The organism is Pseudomonas sp. TSRC2-2, from assembly GCF_049897785.1.
Lineage (GTDB): Bacteria > Pseudomonadota > Gammaproteobacteria > Pseudomonadales > Pseudomonadaceae > Aquipseudomonas.
In genome coordinates, this window is the sequence record NZ_JAFCWZ010000009.1 from 189178 (window position 1) to 206531 (window position 17354).

17 protein-coding genes are annotated in these 17354 nt (G+C 60.3%); 10 read left to right on the plus strand and 7 right to left on the minus strand.

Annotation, left to right across the window (positions count from 1 at the left end):
- Positions 1–35: 35 nt before the first annotated feature.
- Positions 36–536, plus strand: a complete 501-nt coding sequence (locus ACP7D9_RS19410) for a phosphate-starvation-inducible protein PsiE (RefSeq protein WP_101159285.1) — start codon at positions 36–38, stop codon at positions 534–536.
- Here ACP7D9_RS19410 and ACP7D9_RS19415 read toward each other — a convergent pair.
- Entirely contained in the window at positions 533–850 is a 318-nt protein-coding gene (locus tag ACP7D9_RS19415; RefSeq protein ID WP_016771632.1) for a DUF3509 domain-containing protein, read from the minus strand. The two genes, ACP7D9_RS19410 and ACP7D9_RS19415, sit on opposite strands and share 4 nt — an antisense overlap.
- 263 nt (positions 851–1113) lie before the next feature.
- Positions 1114–2490, minus strand: coding sequence for an L-serine ammonia-lyase (locus tag ACP7D9_RS19420; protein ID WP_426159184.1), 1377 nt, complete (start codon positions 2488–2490; stop codon positions 1114–1116).
- A 135-nt stretch (positions 2491–2625) separates the two neighbouring features.
- On the opposite strand from ACP7D9_RS19420, the gene ACP7D9_RS19425 reads away from it, so the two are divergent.
- Both ACP7D9_RS19425 and ACP7D9_RS19430 read left to right on the plus strand, forming a co-directional pair.
- The gene (locus tag ACP7D9_RS19425) at positions 2626–3573 is read left to right on the plus strand and encodes a LysR substrate-binding domain-containing protein (RefSeq protein WP_101159287.1); all 948 of its coding nucleotides are present in this window, start codon (positions 2626–2628) and stop codon (positions 3571–3573) included.
- Positions 3574–3773: 200 nt separating this feature from the next.
- Positions 3774–4181 carry an HPF/RaiA family ribosome-associated protein gene (locus ACP7D9_RS19430; protein ID WP_016771629.1) on the plus strand — a complete coding sequence of 136 codons (408 nt, stop codon included), beginning with the start codon at positions 3774–3776 and terminating at the stop codon, positions 4179–4181.
- Between the two features lie 88 nt (positions 4182–4269).
- Here the strand turns inward: ACP7D9_RS19430 and fecA are convergent, their stop codons facing one another.
- The 3 genes from fecA to ACP7D9_RS19445 form a co-directional block, all read right to left on the minus strand.
- Positions 4270–6603, minus strand: a complete 2334-nt coding sequence (fecA, locus tag ACP7D9_RS19435) for a TonB-dependent Fe(3+) dicitrate receptor FecA (protein WP_426159187.1) — start codon at positions 6601–6603, stop codon at positions 4270–4272.
- A gap of 178 nt (positions 6604–6781) precedes the next feature.
- The gene (locus ACP7D9_RS19440; RefSeq protein ID WP_426159189.1) at positions 6782–7714 is read right to left on the minus strand and encodes a FecR domain-containing protein; all 933 of its coding nucleotides are present in this window, start codon (positions 7712–7714) and stop codon (positions 6782–6784) included.
- On the minus strand, positions 7711–8199 hold the full coding sequence (locus tag ACP7D9_RS19445; protein WP_426159191.1) for a sigma-70 family RNA polymerase sigma factor: 489 nt from the start codon (positions 8197–8199) through the stop codon (positions 7711–7713). Before ACP7D9_RS19445 ends, ACP7D9_RS19440 begins: the two co-directional genes overlap by 4 nt.
- Before the next feature lie 188 nt (positions 8200–8387).
- On the opposite strand from ACP7D9_RS19445, the gene ACP7D9_RS19450 reads away from it, so the two are divergent.
- The 6 genes from ACP7D9_RS19450 (at position 8388) to ACP7D9_RS19475 (ending at position 14748) form a co-directional block, all read left to right on the plus strand.
- On the plus strand, positions 8388–8693 hold the full coding sequence (locus ACP7D9_RS19450; protein ID WP_101159384.1) for a DUF3649 domain-containing protein: 306 nt from the start codon (positions 8388–8390) through the stop codon (positions 8691–8693).
- Positions 8690–10273 (plus strand): PepSY-associated TM helix domain-containing protein, encoded by a 1584-nt coding sequence (locus ACP7D9_RS19455; RefSeq protein WP_426159193.1) that lies wholly within the window; start codon positions 8690–8692, stop codon positions 10271–10273. Before ACP7D9_RS19450 ends, ACP7D9_RS19455 begins: the two co-directional genes overlap by 4 nt.
- Positions 10273–10599, plus strand: coding sequence for a DUF3325 domain-containing protein (locus ACP7D9_RS19460; RefSeq protein ID WP_426159195.1), 327 nt, complete (start codon positions 10273–10275; stop codon positions 10597–10599). Before ACP7D9_RS19455 ends, ACP7D9_RS19460 begins: the two co-directional genes overlap by 1 nt.
- A 1-nt stretch (position 10600) precedes the next feature.
- Entirely contained in the window at positions 10601–11167 is a 567-nt protein-coding gene (locus ACP7D9_RS19465; protein WP_371918388.1) for an RNA polymerase sigma factor, read from the plus strand.
- Positions 11164–12153 (plus strand): FecR family protein, encoded by a 990-nt coding sequence (locus ACP7D9_RS19470; protein ID WP_426159198.1) that lies wholly within the window; start codon positions 11164–11166, stop codon positions 12151–12153. Before ACP7D9_RS19465 ends, ACP7D9_RS19470 begins: the two co-directional genes overlap by 4 nt.
- Positions 12154–12318: 165 nt before the next feature.
- Positions 12319–14748: a TonB-dependent siderophore receptor gene (locus ACP7D9_RS19475; protein ID WP_426159200.1), complete on the plus strand. Its 2430-nt coding sequence runs from the start codon at positions 12319–12321 to the stop codon at positions 14746–14748.
- 117 nt (positions 14749–14865) lie between these two features.
- Here the strand turns inward: ACP7D9_RS19475 and ACP7D9_RS19480 are convergent, their stop codons facing one another.
- Complete coding sequence (locus ACP7D9_RS19480; protein ID WP_101159295.1) at positions 14866–15741, minus strand: helix-turn-helix domain-containing protein; 876 nt, start codon at positions 15739–15741, stop codon at positions 14866–14868.
- Between the two features lie 136 nt (positions 15742–15877).
- Between ACP7D9_RS19480 and ACP7D9_RS19485 the strand changes: the two genes are divergently transcribed.
- Entirely contained in the window at positions 15878–16780 is a 903-nt protein-coding gene (locus ACP7D9_RS19485; RefSeq protein WP_426159203.1) for a DMT family transporter, read from the plus strand.
- A 17-nt stretch (positions 16781–16797) separates the two neighbouring features.
- Here ACP7D9_RS19485 and ACP7D9_RS19490 read toward each other — a convergent pair whose 3' ends face one another.
- Entirely contained in the window at positions 16798–17307 is a 510-nt protein-coding gene (locus tag ACP7D9_RS19490; protein WP_426159206.1) for a DUF2165 domain-containing protein, read from the minus strand.
- Positions 17308–17354 lie beyond the last annotated feature (47 nt).

Sequence of the window (17354 nt, forward strand, 5' to 3'; positions counted from 1 at the left end):
CATCATCCGCCCGAAACGGGCTAAGGAAACTCATCGTGAAAATCAACTGGGCCGAGAAACTGCGGCGTAACGTGCATCAACTGGCCGAGTCCCTGGGCAACCTGTTCGTCGAGACCTTTCACTACCTGGCGCTTTTCGCCATTGGCGCGGTGACGGCGTGGGCGGCGGTGATGGAGTTTCTCGGGATGCTCGAAGTCGGGCACATCAAGATTGATGACATCCTGTTGCTGTTCATCTATCTGGAACTGGGCGCGATGGTCGGGATTTATTTCAAGACCAACCACATGCCGGTGCGCTTTCTGATCTACGTGGCGATCACTGCGCTGACGCGGCTGCTGATTTCCAATGTCTCACACCACAACCCGCCGGACATGGGCATCATCTACCTGTGCGGCGGCATCCTGTTGCTGGCGTTCGCGATTCTGGTGGTGCGTTACGCTTCGTCGCAATTCCCCTCGGTGAAGATCGAGAACCCGCAGCGCAAGATCGGCACGGGTTCCGGCGAGCATCCAGAAGTGGAAAAGGGCGAGCTTTAAAGGCCCGCCGCCTGGCCGGGCTGGCCTTTGACGCGTGGCGGTGGCGGGGTCAGCCCGGCGCCGCTGGTCATGGCTTCGAGGATCGACATGGCGCTGTGGCCCTGTTCGATGGCGATGCCGAACTGGATGCTTTGCACCAGGCGTTTCAAACGCTCGGGATCGTTGCGCTGTTCGGCGCTGATCATGCGTTTGGCCACAATGCGGCCGGCGTTGGACAGGGTCAGCATGATGCTGCCGTCCAGCCCCTGAATGCTCAGATTGATCTGATAGTCCGGCGCGAAGGCATCGGTAATGATTTGAAATGGGTTGTCCATGATGCGTCACCGCCTGATTGAACGTGCAGTTGTTGACCGGCCATGATCCGATTTGGTTCGCAACACCAGACCACTGGCATCTCGTTCGCTGAGGTTCGCAATCTCCGTTTGCCTCAAGGGCGATGTAGCAAGGGACATGCCGGAAAAATTGTCGAACAATAAACACGCCATAAAAAACGGCGAGCTTTCGGGCTCGCCGTTTTTTATGGCGCGTTTTCAGGGCAGGAATGAGTCGATGATCGCGGACGGTGCAATCAGGCGGATCAGCATTCCACCCAATTCACCGCCAGCCCGCCCCGCGACGTTTCCTTGTATTTGTCATGCATGTCGGCGCCGGTGTCACGCATGGTGCGGATCACCCGGTCAAGGGAAATGAAGTGGTTGCCGTCGCCGCGCAGGGCCATTTGTGTGGCGTTGATCGCCTTCACCGCAGCGATGGCGTTGCGCTCGATGCACGGCACTTGCACCAGACCGCCGACCGGATCGCAGGTCAGGCCGAGGTTGTGTTCCAGGCCTATCTCAGCGGCGTTTTCCAGTTGCTCAGGTGTCGCGCCGAGGACGTCGGCCAGGCCGGCGGCGGCCATTGCGCAAGCCGAACCAACTTCGCCCTGACAGCCAACTTCGGCGCCGGAGATGGAGGCGTTTTTCTTGCACAGAATGCCGACGGCGGCTGCGCCGAGAAAGAACGCGACGACGTCATCGTCAGACGCGTCCGGATTGAATTTCATGTAGTAATGCAAAACGGCCGGAATGATTCCGGCGGCACCGTTGGTCGGCGCGGTGACCATGCGCCCGCCGGCGGCGTTTTCTTCGTTGACGGCGAGAGCGAACAGGTTGACCCACTCCATTGCCGACAGGGTTGAACTGATCACATTCGGTTTGCCGATTTCGAGCAGACTGCGGTGCAGTTTCGCTGCGCGGCGTGGCACTTTCAGCCCGCCGGGCAGGATGCCTTCGTGGCGCAGGCCTTGTTCGACGCACTCGCGCATCACCGACCAGATGTGCAACAGGCCCTGACGGATCTCGGCGTCGCTGCGCCAGGCGCGCTCGTTGGCCATCATCAGTTCGGATACGCGCAGATTGTGTTGTTTGCACAGGGCGAGCAGTTCGGCGGCGCTGGAAAAATCGTACGGCAACACCACGTCGCTCGCCGGCGCCGCGCCAGATTCGGCTTCAGCCGCTTCGACGATGAAACCGCCCCCCACCGAGTAATAGGTTTGCGCGAACAGCTCGGCGCTTTCGCCAAAGGCCGTCAGCGACATGGCGTTGGGGTGATAGGGCAGGCTTTCGTCGAGCAGCAGCAGATCGTTCTGCCAGTCGAAAGCGATCGAACGCTGACCGGCAAGCGACAATTGCCCGGTTTCGCGTAATTGCTGGATGCGTGGATCGATGGTCGAAGGATCGATGCTGTCCGGCCACTCGCCCATCAGGCCCATGACCGTCGCGCGGTCGGTGGCGTGGCCAACACCGGTGGCCGACAGCGAGCCGTATAGACGGATTTCCACTCGTCGCACGTCATTGAGCAGATGCTGATCGATCAGGGCCTGGGCAAATGTCGCCGCTGCACGCATCGGACCGACGGTATGGGAACTGGACGGGCCGATGCCCACTTTGAATAGATCGAAAACACTGATAGCCATGCTAAACCCTTACAAGCAATGGAGTAGGAATCGCTGCCATTTTTTGTCGGACAAGCGCAATGTCGGCGATACTGCCTGCCTCCGTTCGAGGTGACCAACGAAACCTCCTAAGAAAGCCTTTAGCAGGACTAAACAATGAATCGTCAATTGCATGCTCAGACCTACGTCTGGCTGCAGGTATTTGCCTGTGCCGCGCGGCACTTGTCGTTCACCCGTTGTGCCGAAGAGCTGCACATCACCCCAGGCGCGGTCAGCCAGCAGATTCGCCAACTGGAAGAGCGCCTCGGCTTTCGCCTGTTTCATCGGCGCGCGCGCGGCGTTGAGTTGAGCGCAGAAGGGCAGCGGCTGGCGATTACCGTCAATGAAGCGTATGGCAGCATCGACGCCGAATTGCGCCGACTGGACGCCGGGATGATCAGCGGGACGTTACGGTTGCGCTCGATCCCCTCGTTTCTCGGCAAGTGGCTGACTCCGCGCCTGCCGCGCTTGCAGCAACGCTTTCCGGACATCCAGTTGCGCCTGGTGGCCGAGGACAGCAGCGTGCCGCTGCATGAGGGCGATTTCGATCTGGCCATCGACCTCAACGATGGCAGCTACCCTGGATTGTTATCCACAGCCTTGCTCGACGAGCAGATTTTCCCGGTGTGCGCACCAGGCTTGCTGCGCGGGCGGCCGCCACTGCACGGGCCGGCGGATCTGGTGCATTTCCCGCTGCTGCACGACATCACCGCCTGGCGTGGCAGTTACGAATACGCGGAATGGGAGTTTTATTTGAATGCGATCGGCTTCGAAGGCGCCGATGTGCGACGCGGACATACCTTCAATCGCAATCACCTGACCATCGAAGCGGCGATTGCCGGCATGGGCGTGGCGATTGCCCGGCGCACGTTGCTCAACGATGAGCTGGAGCGCGGCACGTTGATTGTGCCGTTCGGCTTGTCGGTGCCCAACCATAAACGCTACGTGCTGCTCTATGCGCCGGGGGCATTGAGCCATCCGGGCGTGCGCGCTGTGCATGATTGGCTGGTGGAGGAGGCGGGGATTTTTCGCGGTCTGCACCCGCTGAACGACGGGCAATTGTGAGCAGATTTTGCCAACAGGCGAGGCGAATCAACTCCCGACATTAACAGCGCTTCGCTTGGTTGTCCGGCTTTTTTTGCGAATGAATATTTTTCTTTTTTCAGGGGTTGAAATGTTCGACGGTCGGGCCGATTGTTGTAACCAGGAGGTCAGGAAATTCAACTCACGGCCTCCAGCGAGCTAGCTGAAATAAGGGATGAACTATGCAAATCCAAGTCAACAGCGATAACCATATTCAAAGCAGTAAGCGACTGGAGGAGTGGGTACGTACAACTATTGAGAGCACGCTCGACCGTTATGAAGAAGACCTGACCCGTGTCGAAGTCCACCTGAGCGACGAGAACGGCGAGAAACCAGGTCCCCATGACTTGCGCTGCCAACTGGAAGCGCGGCCAAAAGGCCACCAACCGATTTCCGTGACCCACAAAGCCGATTCGCTGGAACAGGCGATCGACGGTGCTGCCGAGAAACTCGAGCACAAACTGGATCACCTGTTCGGCAAACTGCGAGGTAAACCACGCGCCGCCGTAGTGCCATTTACCGGCAAAGCCAATGACAAACTGTTGGCAGAGGAATTCGACGAGAACGAACAGGCAGCGATCAACAGTTGATGCGCTGATTTCACAAGTCACAAGGAGAACGGGCCTGCTGATGCAGGCCCGTTTTTTTTACGCGACGTGGGGGGATTTCAAAACTTCTTCAAAACGCCACCGAAGTCTGCAGGTAAACCGTCCGCGGCTCTCCCACGTACTTGCCCTTGTTGTTGTCATCGAACGAGCGCGTGAAGTACTGCGTGTTGAAAATGTTCTTTATCCCCACCGCTACATTCAAATCCGACAGTTGCGGCCCGAAGTCATAACCGGCGCGGCTGCTGAACAGCATGTAACCGGGGATCTTGCCGGTGCTGCCATCGGCACTTTCCTTCGAGGTATTGGCGTTGTCGGCAAACTGGTCGCTCTGGAAGCTGCTGTCCAGATTCAGCTTCCATGGCCCTTCGGTATAACCGACGCCAATCGTGCCTTTGTGTTTGGAAGAAAACGGCACGCGGTTGCCTTTGTTCGGCCCGTCCTCGCGGATGGTTGCGTCCACATACGCATAACTGGCGTAAACATCGAAACCGGCGAGCGCTGGATTCAGGTCATCCAAAGCGTAGTTGACGCGGGTCTCGATGCCCTGGTGACGGGTTTCGCCGCGGGCAATCACCGAGTCATTGGTCTGGTTGCTTTCGTACTGGTTGTCGAAGTTGATCAGGAACGCGCCGATTTCCGCGCGCAGGGCGCCGCTGTCATATCGCGTGCCGAGCTCCCAGGTGCGGGCCTTTTCCGGTTTTACTTCGCCGCTGCTCACCCGGTTGGGCATCTGACTGTATTGCACGCTGCCGAACGAGCCCTCGGTGTTGGCGTACAGATTCCAGCTGTCGGTCAGGTGATAGAGCACGTTGAGCGCCGGCAGTGCGGTGTTGTAGTCGCCCTTGTATTTGACGTTGGTCAAATTGTTGGTCTGCTGCGACTCGATCATCTCGTAGCGTATGCCCGGGGTGACGGTCCATTTGCCGATGTCGATGCGGTCGTCGACGAAGAACGCGTTGGCCTCGGTGCCGCCTCGGGTGTCACGGTCGTTGCGGCTGCTGGTGGTCGGATATTCGTTGGCGCTGATCGGCGTGCGATAGCGCAGTTCGTGGCCGGCCTCATTGATGTAACGGTAGCCGACGCCGACTTCGTGGCTGCTCGAGCCCAGGTCGAAGCCTTGGGCGAAACGGGTTTCCAGCCCACGTACCCAGTACTCGCGCGGCGACAGCGAAAGGAAGGTGCCCTGATCCAGATAACCGCTGCGCAGGGTCTTGGTGAAGAAGGTGTTGGCGGTGAACTCGCGGCGATCCTCCTGATAGCGATAGCCGAAGTTGAACATCGTCCGGCGCCCCCAGAACTGGTCTTTCGGCCGCGTTGACTGATAAGGATCGGCATCATAGTCGGCGACGTTCAGACCACCGGGCATGTCGGCCTTGCCTTCGTAATACTGGGCCATGGCGTTGAAGCTGTTGGCTTCGTCGAGCTGGTATTTGCCTTTAAGGATCAGGTCGTCGATTTCGCTATCGCTGTGTTCACGCCAGTCACCACCACGGGTGCCGGAGTACAACAGAGCGCCGCCCAGACCGTTGGCGTTGGTACCGCCGGCCAGCAGATTGGCGCTGGTCTTGAAGCCGTCGTGGCTCGACGATGGGCTGGTTTCAGTCTGCAAGCCACCCTTGACCGTTGGCTCGTCGGGAATCGCCCGAGTCACGAAGTTGACTACACCTCCGACGTTCTGCGGGCCGTAACGCACCGCGCCGCCGCCGCGCACCACATCCACGGCATCCATGTTGCCCATGCTGATCGGCGCGAACGACAACTGCGGCTGGCCATACGGCGCAAACGGTACCGGGATGCCGTCCATCAGCACGGTCGAGCGCGCGGCCAGGCGCGGATTCAAACCACGAATGCCGAAATTCAGCGCCATGTCATGGCTGCCGGTGCCATTGTTTTCCGGCGCATTGACGCCGGGGATGCGGTTGAGCACATCGCGGGCCTGCGTTGCGCCTTGGCGTTCAAACTCTTCGCGGCGGATCACATCACGCGCGCCGGGGTGTTCGAAAACGTTGATCTGCGCAGCATCGCCGAGCCAGTCACCGACCACGGTCGACGTGCCCAACTCCAGCGCCGCATCACCCAGTGGTTGCAGGCTGAAGGCATTGTCACCTTCGGCGCGGGCCTGCAGGCCGGTGCCTTCAAGCAAGGCATCGAGGCCTTGTTGCGCGGTGTAGTTGCCTTCCAGCCCCCGGCTCTGCACACCGCTGGTGACTTGCGAGCCGAAGGAGATCAGCACGCCGGCTTCACGGCCAAACTGGTTGAGCGCGGTTTCAAGTGACGCCGGGGCGATGTGATAAACCCTGGCTTCGGCGCCCAGCGCGGCGGGCAGGGCGGTGAAACTCAGGCTGGCGCCGAGCAGCAGATTGCGCAGGCTGCGGGCCAGTGGCGTGAGACGGGTGGGCTGCATGGGGATGATCCTGAGAAGGTGGAATCAAGGTGGCTTTCCTTCTCTGTCACGCCAGATCTGAAAAACGGCTCATTTATTTTTTCAGAATCAAAAGATCGCAGCCTTCGGCAGCTCCTACAGAAAAAATGCATTGCAAATGCAGGAGCCGCCGAAGGCTGCGATTTTTTGATCTTGCTTTCTAAACCCGCGCTTCGACGCTCACCCAATAACGGGTAAAACGCTTCACTCTGACCGGCAGACTGATCTGCAGCAGGTCGAGAATTCGCTCGCTGTCATCCAGCGGATACGTCCCGGAAATCAGCAGATCGGCGACCTGGCTGTCGCACCTCAACTGCCCGCGCCGGTAGCGACCAAGCTCTTGGAGGAAATCGCCCAAGCGCATGTGCGCGGCGACCAGCATGCCGTCAGTCCAGGCGCCGCTGTTGGCATCCAGCGATGTTGCCTCGCTGACGGAGCTCGCAGTGAAACTCAGCTGCCGCGCGACCGGCAGTAGCAGAGGCGCGCGGTGCTCGGCGGTGAGTTCGACTCGTCCTTCGAACAGCGCGATCTGCGTGCGATCGGCAAACTGCCGCACATTGAGGCGTGCGCCGTGGGTTTTCAGCAGCCCTTGCGCCGTGCGTATTTCGAACGGACTCGCAGCGCTCAGCAGCATTTCGCCCTCGAGCAGGCGAATCAACCGCTGCGCACGATCGACATCGACCGAGCTGGCGGTATTGAGCTGCACCGAATCGGCACCGCCCAAGGCGATCTCGCGCCGCTGCCCGACCGGCGTGCGGTAGTCGGCGAGCAGCGACGGCAGCGGCGTGTGCTCGCGCAGGCCCCAGGTCGCCGCTGAGCCGGCACCGAGAATCAGCAACATTTTCAGCGCCTGACGGCGGCTGCCGGACTTCGGTCCGTTCAACGCCGCGTGGGCTAACGGCGATGACACACCACGCAAGCGTTGGTTGACCCGTTGCATGTGTTCCCACGCCCTACGGTGTTCGCTGTGCGCATCCAGCCATTGTTGCCAGGCCTGTTGCTGGCGCTGCGTCAGCGTGCCCTGCTGCATTTCCAGCAGCCAGTGCACCGCCTGTTCGGCGACCTGCGCGGAGAATTCCGGCACACGATTCATAAAGCGAAATAGCAGCGCATGGCCGCCTTGTTCAAATGGCGTTTGACCGTAGCCACCGAAATACCCAGTTCTGCGGCGATCTGTGGATAAGTCAGGCCATCGACCTGGGCGAGCAGGAAAGCGCGTTTGATCTGGCGCGGCAAGCCGTCGAGCAGCTCATCGAGTTCGATCAACGTCTGCAGGATGATCGCTTTGTGCTCTTCCGACGGCACGACCATCTCGGGCATTTGCGCCAGCGTCTCGAGGTAGGCGCGTTCCACATCCTGACGCCGGTAATGGTTGAACAGCACGCGCTTGGCCAGCGTGGTGAGAAAGGCACGCGGTTCGATGATCAGCGGTGGCTCGCGGGCGGTCAGCACCTTGATGAACGTGTCCTGAGCCAGGTCCGCCGCGCTGTCCGGGCAGCCGAGCTTGCGCCGCAGCCAGCCGGTGAGCCAGCTGTGATGAGCGTGATAGAGCGATTCTACAGGATGGGCGGGCGGCAACGAAATGACTCCGGACGCAATGCTTGCGTAGAGAACGTGCGTTAGAGAACAAGAACGGTTCGCATTGTAGGGGCTGGAGGCGGTGCCCGGCAATCAGATGCTTTTGCGTATGAGAATATTTATCATTAATATTGCTCGCCTGTAGATTCGGCTTGTCGGCCGAACGTTTTTCGTTTCAGGGTCGAAACATGAAAGGCAAACTCGCAACCCTTCCCATGTCCTATCGTCTGGCCGTCACTTCCCGAGTGCTGGCGGCGGTTTTCGGCGGCTATCTGGTCGCGGCGCTGGCCAGTGTCACCCTGACGTTGTGGCTGCCGCTGAACCGCGCAGAAGCGGTGGTCACCGGCATGACGGTGTCCTTTGTGGTCTATCTGGTCGCGGTGCTCTGGTGTTTCGCCTGCCGCAGCGCGTGGTCGGCGTGGGTCGGCTTGCTGGTGCCGAGCGTGATTCTCGCCACGATTTCCGGTGCCGCACGCGGTCTGGGGCTGGCATGAAAGAGGGCTTTCGCCAGGCGATGGCCTGGCTGCACACCTGGGCCGGGCTGGTGTTCGGCTGGTTGCTGTTCGCGATTTTCCTCACGGGAACGCTTGCTTACTTCAAAGATGAAATCAGCCACTGGATGCAGCCGGAAATTGCTGCGCATCCGCTGGATGCCGAAGCGAGCCTGACGCAGGCGCAAAACTATCTGCAGCAACACGCCGCCGGTGCCTCGCGCTGGCTGATCGATTTGCCCGATGCCCGCGATCCGGGCCTGACGGTGCGCTGGCAGCAGGCGCCGGGCAAACCCGGCGAGCGCGGTCGTTTCGAATCCAGAACCCTCGACGCTCAGACCGGCGCCGAAGTACAGGGCCGCGAAAGCATGGGCGGCGAGTTCTTTTACCGTTTCCACTTCCAGTTGCAGATGCCTTATCCATGGGGGCGCTGGCTGGCGACCATCGCTGCGATGGTGATGTTCGTCGCTTTGATCAGCGGCATCATCACCCACAAGAAAATCTTCAAGGACTTCTTCACCTTCCGCCCGCGCAAGGGCCAGCGTTCCTGGCTCGACGGGCATAACGCCGTGGGCGTGCTGGTGCTGCCGTTTCACTTGATGATCACCTACAGCAGCCTGGTGATTTTCATGTCGATGGTCATGCCCGCCAGCATCGTCGCCTCTTACGGGAGCGACGTGCGCAAGTTCTACGATGAAGTCTTCCCCGCCTCTAAAACACCCGAGCGCGCTAATCTCGCCGCGCCGCTGACTGCCATGGCGCCTTTGCTGGCCAAGGCCAGCGCGCAATGGTCGGGCGGCCACACCGCGCGCCTGTCGGTGAGCAATCCGGGCGATGCCGGTGCCACGGTGGTGCTGTCCCGCGCGGGTGATCGCGTGGTGCATGATTTCGGCCGGGCGGTGACTTTCAATGGTGTCACCGGAGATCTCGTCGGCAGCACACCTGAACAGCCAGCAGCGATGGCCGTGGGTGGCGCGTTCTATGGCTTGCACATGGGCCATTTCGCCGGACCGCTGTTGCGCTGGCTGTATTTCATGTGCGGTCTGGCCGGCACGGCAATGATCGGCACCGGGCTGGTGATCTGGCTGGGCAAACGGCAGCTCAGGCACGCAAAAAGCGCAGCGCTGCCCTTCGAATTGCGCCTGGTCGAGGTGCTGAATATCGCCAGCATGGCCGGGCTGGTGTCGGCGGTGGCGGTGTTCTTTCTGGCCAATCGACTGTTGCCGGTGAGTCTGGCGGGGCGGGCCGATTGGGAAGTGAATGCGTTCTTCATGGCCTGGGCGCTGACCGTGGTGCACGCGCTGTTGCGTCGGGGACGCAAGGCCTGGATCGAACAGCTGACGCTTGGCGCAGCGCTGTTTATCGCGGTGCCGCTGATCAATGCGCTGACCACGCCGTGGAATCTTGTCACCAGCCTGATGCAGCGCGACTGGGCACTGGCCGGATTCGATCTGACGTGCCTTGCGACAGGGATTTTCCTCGGCTGGGCTGCGCGCAAGATGCAGCGTACGGGCAATTGCGTGAGCGTTCGCAAAGCAAGTTCTTCGCCTCGGCCGATCACTGTCGAACAAGGTGCCAGCTGATGCTGCTGGCGCTGTTACTCAGCTATGCCGGCTTCAGCGCTTTGTGCCTGTCGATGCCACGCCATCACGCCGAATTGCTCGGCGCCAAACCGTCGGCTCGCCGCCGTCACGGTTCGGCGTTGGCGGGATGGCTGTTGCTGGCGCTGTCGCTGTGGGCGGCAGTTGCGGCCAATGGCTGGAGTTTCGGTCTGGTCGATTGGTTCGCGGTGCTGATGCTTAGCGCTTTGGCACTGGTGCTGTTGCTGCCGTATCGCCCGCGTCTGGCCTTGGCATTGGCCGGGTTGAGCCTGCTGGCCAGCCCGGTTGCCGCATGGGCGCAGTGCTGAAGTGTTGATCGGTCTGCCGCCGGAATCGGGCGATGACGAAGCACGTGGCGCGCGGGCGCATTTTCTCCAGGTGTTTCTGTCCCAGCGTGCGCAGATGGAAGCACTGGTGAACCGGCGCGTCGGTTGCCGGGCGACGGCGGCGGATCTGGTTCAGGATCTGTTTTTGCGCTTCTGGCGCAGGCCGCTGGTGCAGGTCGAAGAACTCAGCACTTATCTGCTGCGCTGCGCCGGCAACATTGCCATCGATCATTTGCGCAGCGAAGGAACGCGCGCGCGGGTCAACGAAGGCTGGCAGCCGGACGAACCCGACAGCCACGGCACTGAACCCCAGGCCGCACTCGAAGCCGGCAATGATCTGCGCCATGTCGAAGCGGCATTGCGCGCGTTGCCCGAGCGTACCCGGCAGATTTTTCTGCTTAATCGCATTCACGGGCGCAAGTACGCCGACATCGCCAAGGCCATGGGGCTGTCCCAAAGTGCCGTGGAAAAACATATGATGCGCGCCCTCGAGGCCTGCAAGGCCAGCCTGCGCGATCCCGCGCCACGTCTGCCAGGGAAAGCACCGTGAAGCCATCCAATCCGATCACACCGACACCGGCCCAGGAGCAGGCCGCGCTGGCCTGGCTGAGCCTGTTGCACGATCGCCCGAGTACTGGCGATCAACTGACCTTCAGCGAATGGCTGCGCGCTGACGCCGCTCATGCCCAGGCGTATGCGCAGGCGCAGGTGATCTGGGAACTCAGTGAAGCCCCGGCGCGCACGTTGGCCGGTGAAGATGCCCTCGCGTTGCAAGGGTATTTGCAGGCGATGGATACCCCGCGTCGTTCGCGGTTGTTGCGTTGGTCTGGAGCGTTGGCGATGGCCGCGTGTCTGCTGCTGATGGTCAGCCTTGGCACGGGCTGGCAAGCGCAGCGCTGGCTCGACGATCTGCGCGCCGATCATGTCTCGGCGCCCGGTGAAATCCGCACGGTGAAACTGGCCGATCAGTCGCAAGTCACGCTGGATGCCGACAGCGCGATTGCTGTTGAATTCAGCCACGGTCAACGCCGCGTGCAATTGATCCGTGGCGCTGCTTTCTTCAGCGTCACCCACACTGGCGATCCGTTTGTGGTGGCGGCGGAGCAGGGCGAGGCGCGGGTGCTGGGTACGCAGTTCGAAGTGCGCCGGCAACCTCACGGCGCACGAGTGACGGTGTTGTCCGGACGTGTCGCGGTGACGGCGCACGAGCATGGTCAACAGCAGATTCTCACGGCCGGCCAGCAGGTTGCTTATGCCGACGGCACGGCGGAAAAACTGCATGCCGTGGACAGTGAGGCGCAACTGGCCTGGCGTCAGGGTTGGCTGACTTACTACAAGACCACGCTGGCCGATGTCGTCGAGGATCTGCGCCGCTATTACCCGGGGCGAATTTTGCTGCTCAACGATACGCTTGCGGCGCGCAAGGTCAGCGGCAGTTTTCCGAGCAAGGATCCACAAGCGGTGCTCAATTCGCTGCAAGGGGTGATGGGGTTTGAGCAGCATCGGGTGTTGGGGCAGTTGATTATTTTGCGCTGAGGCAAAGCAAAAGATCATCCGAACGCGGCCCGAGCCTTCGGACGAAGTTTTGATCTTCAAAATTATTTTCGTTTCTGTGGTGAGGTAACCCCGAGCCCCATCCGTGTAGTGACTGAAACTGCGAGCCATTCGCATCCGTTGCGGTTCTACACAGGTCATTGAGCAATGAAGTCCAGGGCAAAATCCGGTTCGGTCAAACAGTGGTTAAGCGTGTCGGCGTTGAGTGTTTGCGCCTTGGCATCGCTGCCTATGAGTATCGCGCTGGCGGCAGAAGCGGTGAGTACTCAGGCGCAACAGCAGTTCAAATTTGCCCTCGTCGCCAAACCGTTGCCGCAAGCCCTGAGCGACTTCAGCCGCGTGACCGGGCAAAGCGTGGTCTACACCGATGAGGCGCCCTACGGCCTCAATGCTCCGGCAGTCAACGGCCAGATGAGCGCCGAACAGGCTCTGCAACGCCTGCTCGGCAGCTCCGGCCTGAGCTTTCGCCGCACTGACAGCCACACGTTGGCTCTGGAGCCGATGCCGACCGAAGGCGCGCTCAATCTCGGCGCCACCACCATCACGTCCACGCGCGACGAATCAATGAGTTATCAGCCGCCGGCCACCAGTTCGGTGATGCGCTCATCGGCATCGCTGCAAGAGATTCCACAGACCGTCAATGTCATCCCGGCGCAGGTCATTCGCGATCAGGCGCCGCGCAATCTCGATGATGCGCTGGCCAATGTCAGCGGCATCACCCAGGGCAACACCTTGGGCAGTACACAGGATTCGGTGATGACTCGCGGTTTCGGCGACAACCGCAACGGCTCGATCATGCGCGACGGCATGCCGCTGGTGCAGGGCCGCGGCATGAACGCGACCGTGGATCGCGTCGAAGTGCTCAAGGGCCCGGCCTCGTTGCTCTACGGGATTCAGGACCCGGGCGGTGTGGTCAACCTGGTCAGCAAGAAGCCCGAACTGACCCAGTACAACGCCGTGACCGTGCGCGGTTCGACCTACGGAGACGGCAAGAACGGCAGCGGTGGCGCCTTCGATAGCACCGGCGCGCTGGGCGATTCCGGCTTCGCCTATCGCATGGTTGTCGATCATGAAGACGAAGATTACTGGCGCAACTTCGGCACCCACCGCGAGACGCTGATCGCACCGTCGCTGGCCTGGTACGGCGAGCGCACCAAGCTGTTGTTCGCCTACGAACATCGCGAATTTCTCACCCCGTTCGACCGTGGCACCTTGATTGATCCACGCACCAACCATCCGCTGGATATCTCGCGCAAGGAGCGTCTCGACGAGCCGTTCAACGACATGGAAGGGCGCTCGGATCTTTATCATTTTGAAGCCGATCACGAACTCAACGACGACTGGAAGGCTCATTTCGGCTACAGCTGGAACCGTGAAACCTATGACGCCAGCCAGGTGCGCGTGACTGCGATCGACACGAAAAAAGGCACACTGACCCGCAGCATGGACGGCACCCGGAACGCGATCAGCACCGATCGTTTCACCACCGCCAGCCTCGAAGACAAAATGAATGTGCTGGGCCTGCAGCATGATCTGGTGTTCGGCGTTGATGACGAATACCGCAAGATCTACCGCGAGGACCTGATCCGGCAGAAAAGCCTGAGCACTTTCAGCTATCTCACTCCGGTGTATGGCCGCGAAGTGATGGGCACCACCGTGAGTGCGCCCGACAGCGCACAGACCGATAAACTGCGCAGCGATTCGCTGTTCCTGCAGGACTCGATTCACCTCAACGAGCAATGGATTCTCGTCGCCGGTGGACGTTTTCAGGAGTACGACCAGTACGCTGGCAAAGGCGTGCCGTTCAAGGCCAACACCGACAGCAACGGCCAGAAGTGGGTGCCACGCGCAGGGCTTGTGTATCGCTACACCAACGCCGTGTCGTTCTACGGCAGCTACACCGAATCCTTCAAACCCAATTCGACCATCGCCCCGCTGAGCGGCAGCAGCACCGTGCTCGACGGCAGTATTGCGCCGGAAGAAGCCAAGTCGTGGGAGTTGGGGGCGCGACTGGATATGCCCGGCAGCATCACCGGCAATATCGCCTTGTTCGACATCAAGAAACGCAACGTGCTGGTGGCCAACTCCGAAGGCCCGACGACGATTTACAGCGCGGCGGGCGAGGTGCGTTCACGCGGGCTGGAAGTTGACCTGAGCGGGCAACTCAGCGAGCACTGGAACCTGATCGGCAGTTACGCCTACACCGATGCCGAAGTCACCGAAGACCCGCAATACAAGGGCAAGCGCCTGCAGAACGTAGCGAAGAATTCCGGCTCGCTGTCGGCGGTCTATGACTTCGGCAATGTGTTTGGCGGCGACCAATTGCGTGTCGGGGCGGGCGCGCGTTATGTCGGCGAGCGTGCCGGCAACGCGGTGAATGATTTTGATCTGCCGAGCTATACCGTGGCGGATGCGTTTGCCACTTACGACACCACGGTCGAGGGGCAGAAGGTCAAGTTTCAGTTGAACGTAAAGAACCTGTTTGATCGCACCTATTACACCTCGTCGGCGAGCCGCTTCTTTGTGTCGATGGGGGATTCGCGGCAGGTTTCTTTCTCCAGCACGTTGGAGTTCTGATCGCAAACCGCGTCATCGTTCTTCGCGAGCAAGCCCGCTCCCACAGGGGACTGCATTGCAAATGTGGGAGCGGGCTTGCTCGCGAAGAGGCCCGTATCGGTGAAACAGATTTTGGCTCTAACGCAAAAATGCCTGTCGATATTCGCCCGGTGTCCCGCCCAGAACCTGCTTGAAGCGATTAGTGAAATGACTGGCGCTGGCAAACCCGCAGGCCAGCGCAATCTCGCCCAGCGGCAACGCCGTCCCGCGCAGCAGCTCCCGTGCGCGGTTCAAGCGCCGCGCCAGCACATATTGGTGCGGCGGCAGTCCGAAGCTTGCGCGAAACATCCGCGCAAAGTGATATTCAGAGAGCGCACACAACCCCGCCAGTTGACCCAGGCTGATCGGTTCGGCCAACTGGTTGTCGATGTACTCAACCAGTTGCCGCCGCTGATGCGGCGCCAGTCCGCCCTTCAAGCGCAAGCCCTGACGCGCACCGACCTGACTGAGCAACGTGTGGCTGATCAACTCATGGGCGAGGCTGCTGGTCAGCAAGCGCTCGGCCGGCTCTTGCCAGTTCAGGTTCAGCAATTGCCTGAAGCGCTGCGCCTGCTGAGGATCTTCAAGAAAGGTCTGTTCGCGTAATTGCATCTCGCGCGGCTCGCGATCCAGCAAAGTGACGCAACCGAGGGCGAACTGTTCGGCGCTGAGATACAGGTGCGCCAGACGGATATCGCCGTTGATCACCCAGCCCGACTCATGTTCCGCCGGCAGGATGCACAGCTTGTCCGGCCCGCCCTTGCGGCCCGGCTGGCCACGACGAAAAGTGCCGGTGCCGCCGGCGATGTAGCAGGACAGCGTGTGATGACTTGGCGCTTCATATTCCTGGGCATCGTGGTGGTTGGTCCACAAAGCCGCAGACAAGCCGTCACCGAGCTCGGCGCTGTGCACCAGACGTGCATTCGGCGAGCGATTGAGGGCTTGAAACACTTGCAGGGTATCGATAGCGGCCATGTGCGGTTCTCCAACGCCTTGCATCCTACTCCGTAGACCGCGCGCTGCCAGCCGCAGCCAGACAAAAGCGCAAGATTGTGCAAGCGTCGAAGGACGCACGGGCAGACACTCAAGACCTGTTTGAGGAGTGCCTGCCATGAACCTGTCGTTGTACCTGCTGACCGTGCTGATTTGGGGCACCACCTGGATTGCCTTGAAATGGCAATTGGGCGTGGTCGAAATTCCAGTGTCGATCGTCTACCGCTTCGGCCTGGCTGCATTGGTGTTGTTTGCGCTGCTGTTGCTCAGCCGGCGCCTGCAACCGATGAACCGCCGTGGGCACTTGATCTGTGTGGCTCAGGGGGTGTGCCTGTTCTGTGTCAACTTCATGTGCTTTCTGACGGCCAGCCAATGGATTCCCAGCGGACTGGTGGCGGTGGTGTTTTCCACTGCAACGCTGTGGAACGCGCTCAATGCGCGGGTGTTCTTCGGCCAGCGCATCGCACGCAATGTGCTGATGGGCGGCGCGCTGGGGCTGTTCGGTCTGGGGCTGCTGTTCTGGCCGCAATTGGCCGGGCATCAGGCCAGCCCGCAAACGCTGCTGGGGCTTGGTCTGGCGTTGTGCGGCACCTTGTGTTTTTCGGCGGGCAATATGCTCTCAAGCCTGCAACAGAAAGCGGGATTGAAGCCGCTGACGACCAATGCCTGGGGCATGGCTTATGGCGCGGTGATGCTGTCGGTGTGGTGTCTGCTCAACGGCATACCCTTCGACATGGACTGGTCGCCGCGTTATGTCGGCGCTTTGCTGTATCTGGTGATTCCCGGCTCGGTGATCGGCTTCACCGCGTACCTGACGCTGGTCGGGCGCATGGGCCCGGAGCGCGCGGCTTACTGCACGGTGCTGTTCCCGGTGGTGGCGCTGAACGTGTCGGCGTTTGCCGAAGGTTATCAATGGACCACGCCGGCACTGGTGGGGCTGGTGTTGGTGATGCTGGGCAACGTATTGGTGTTCCGTAAACCGAAAAAGCTGTTGTCTGGCGGGCAAAGGACGTTGGCTTGATAAACGAGCGCTGCTGTTCAACCCTCCACTTTCAAGCTGATGTAAATCATCACCGGGAAAATGAAGTCGACAATATGTCTTGCCCAGTCTTTGGCATTCCATGATTGCGAAGTGTCCATGTCAAACCATTCGACACCGACAGTTTGCAGGCACACGTAATAAATGAAGATGGCGACCAGTATGCCCATGATCGAAAACTTCTTGGCTTCGTGAAATGCCGCTGCCGAAGCATCAATGTAGCGATATAACTGGTACGTGCCGATCAGGCAGAGCACTGTGTAGATGACTTCCAGGGTGATGATGAACCAGTAGATCCGGTGGTGGATCATCGGCGATTCAATGGCGCGGTACAGGATGTTTTCGCCGGCCGTGGTGGTATCCATGCTCAGGATATGCGCGACATAGTTATAGTTGGATTCATAGTCGATGATGTTATGAATTATCACCAGCACGCCGAAGAAACTTATATAAGCCATCAGGATGACTTTGCTGTAACGAATGAGTTTATCGGTGGTCAGGGTGTTCAAAAAATATGCTCTCCATGGCAACCCATCAATGAGTTGATAGGTGGCGA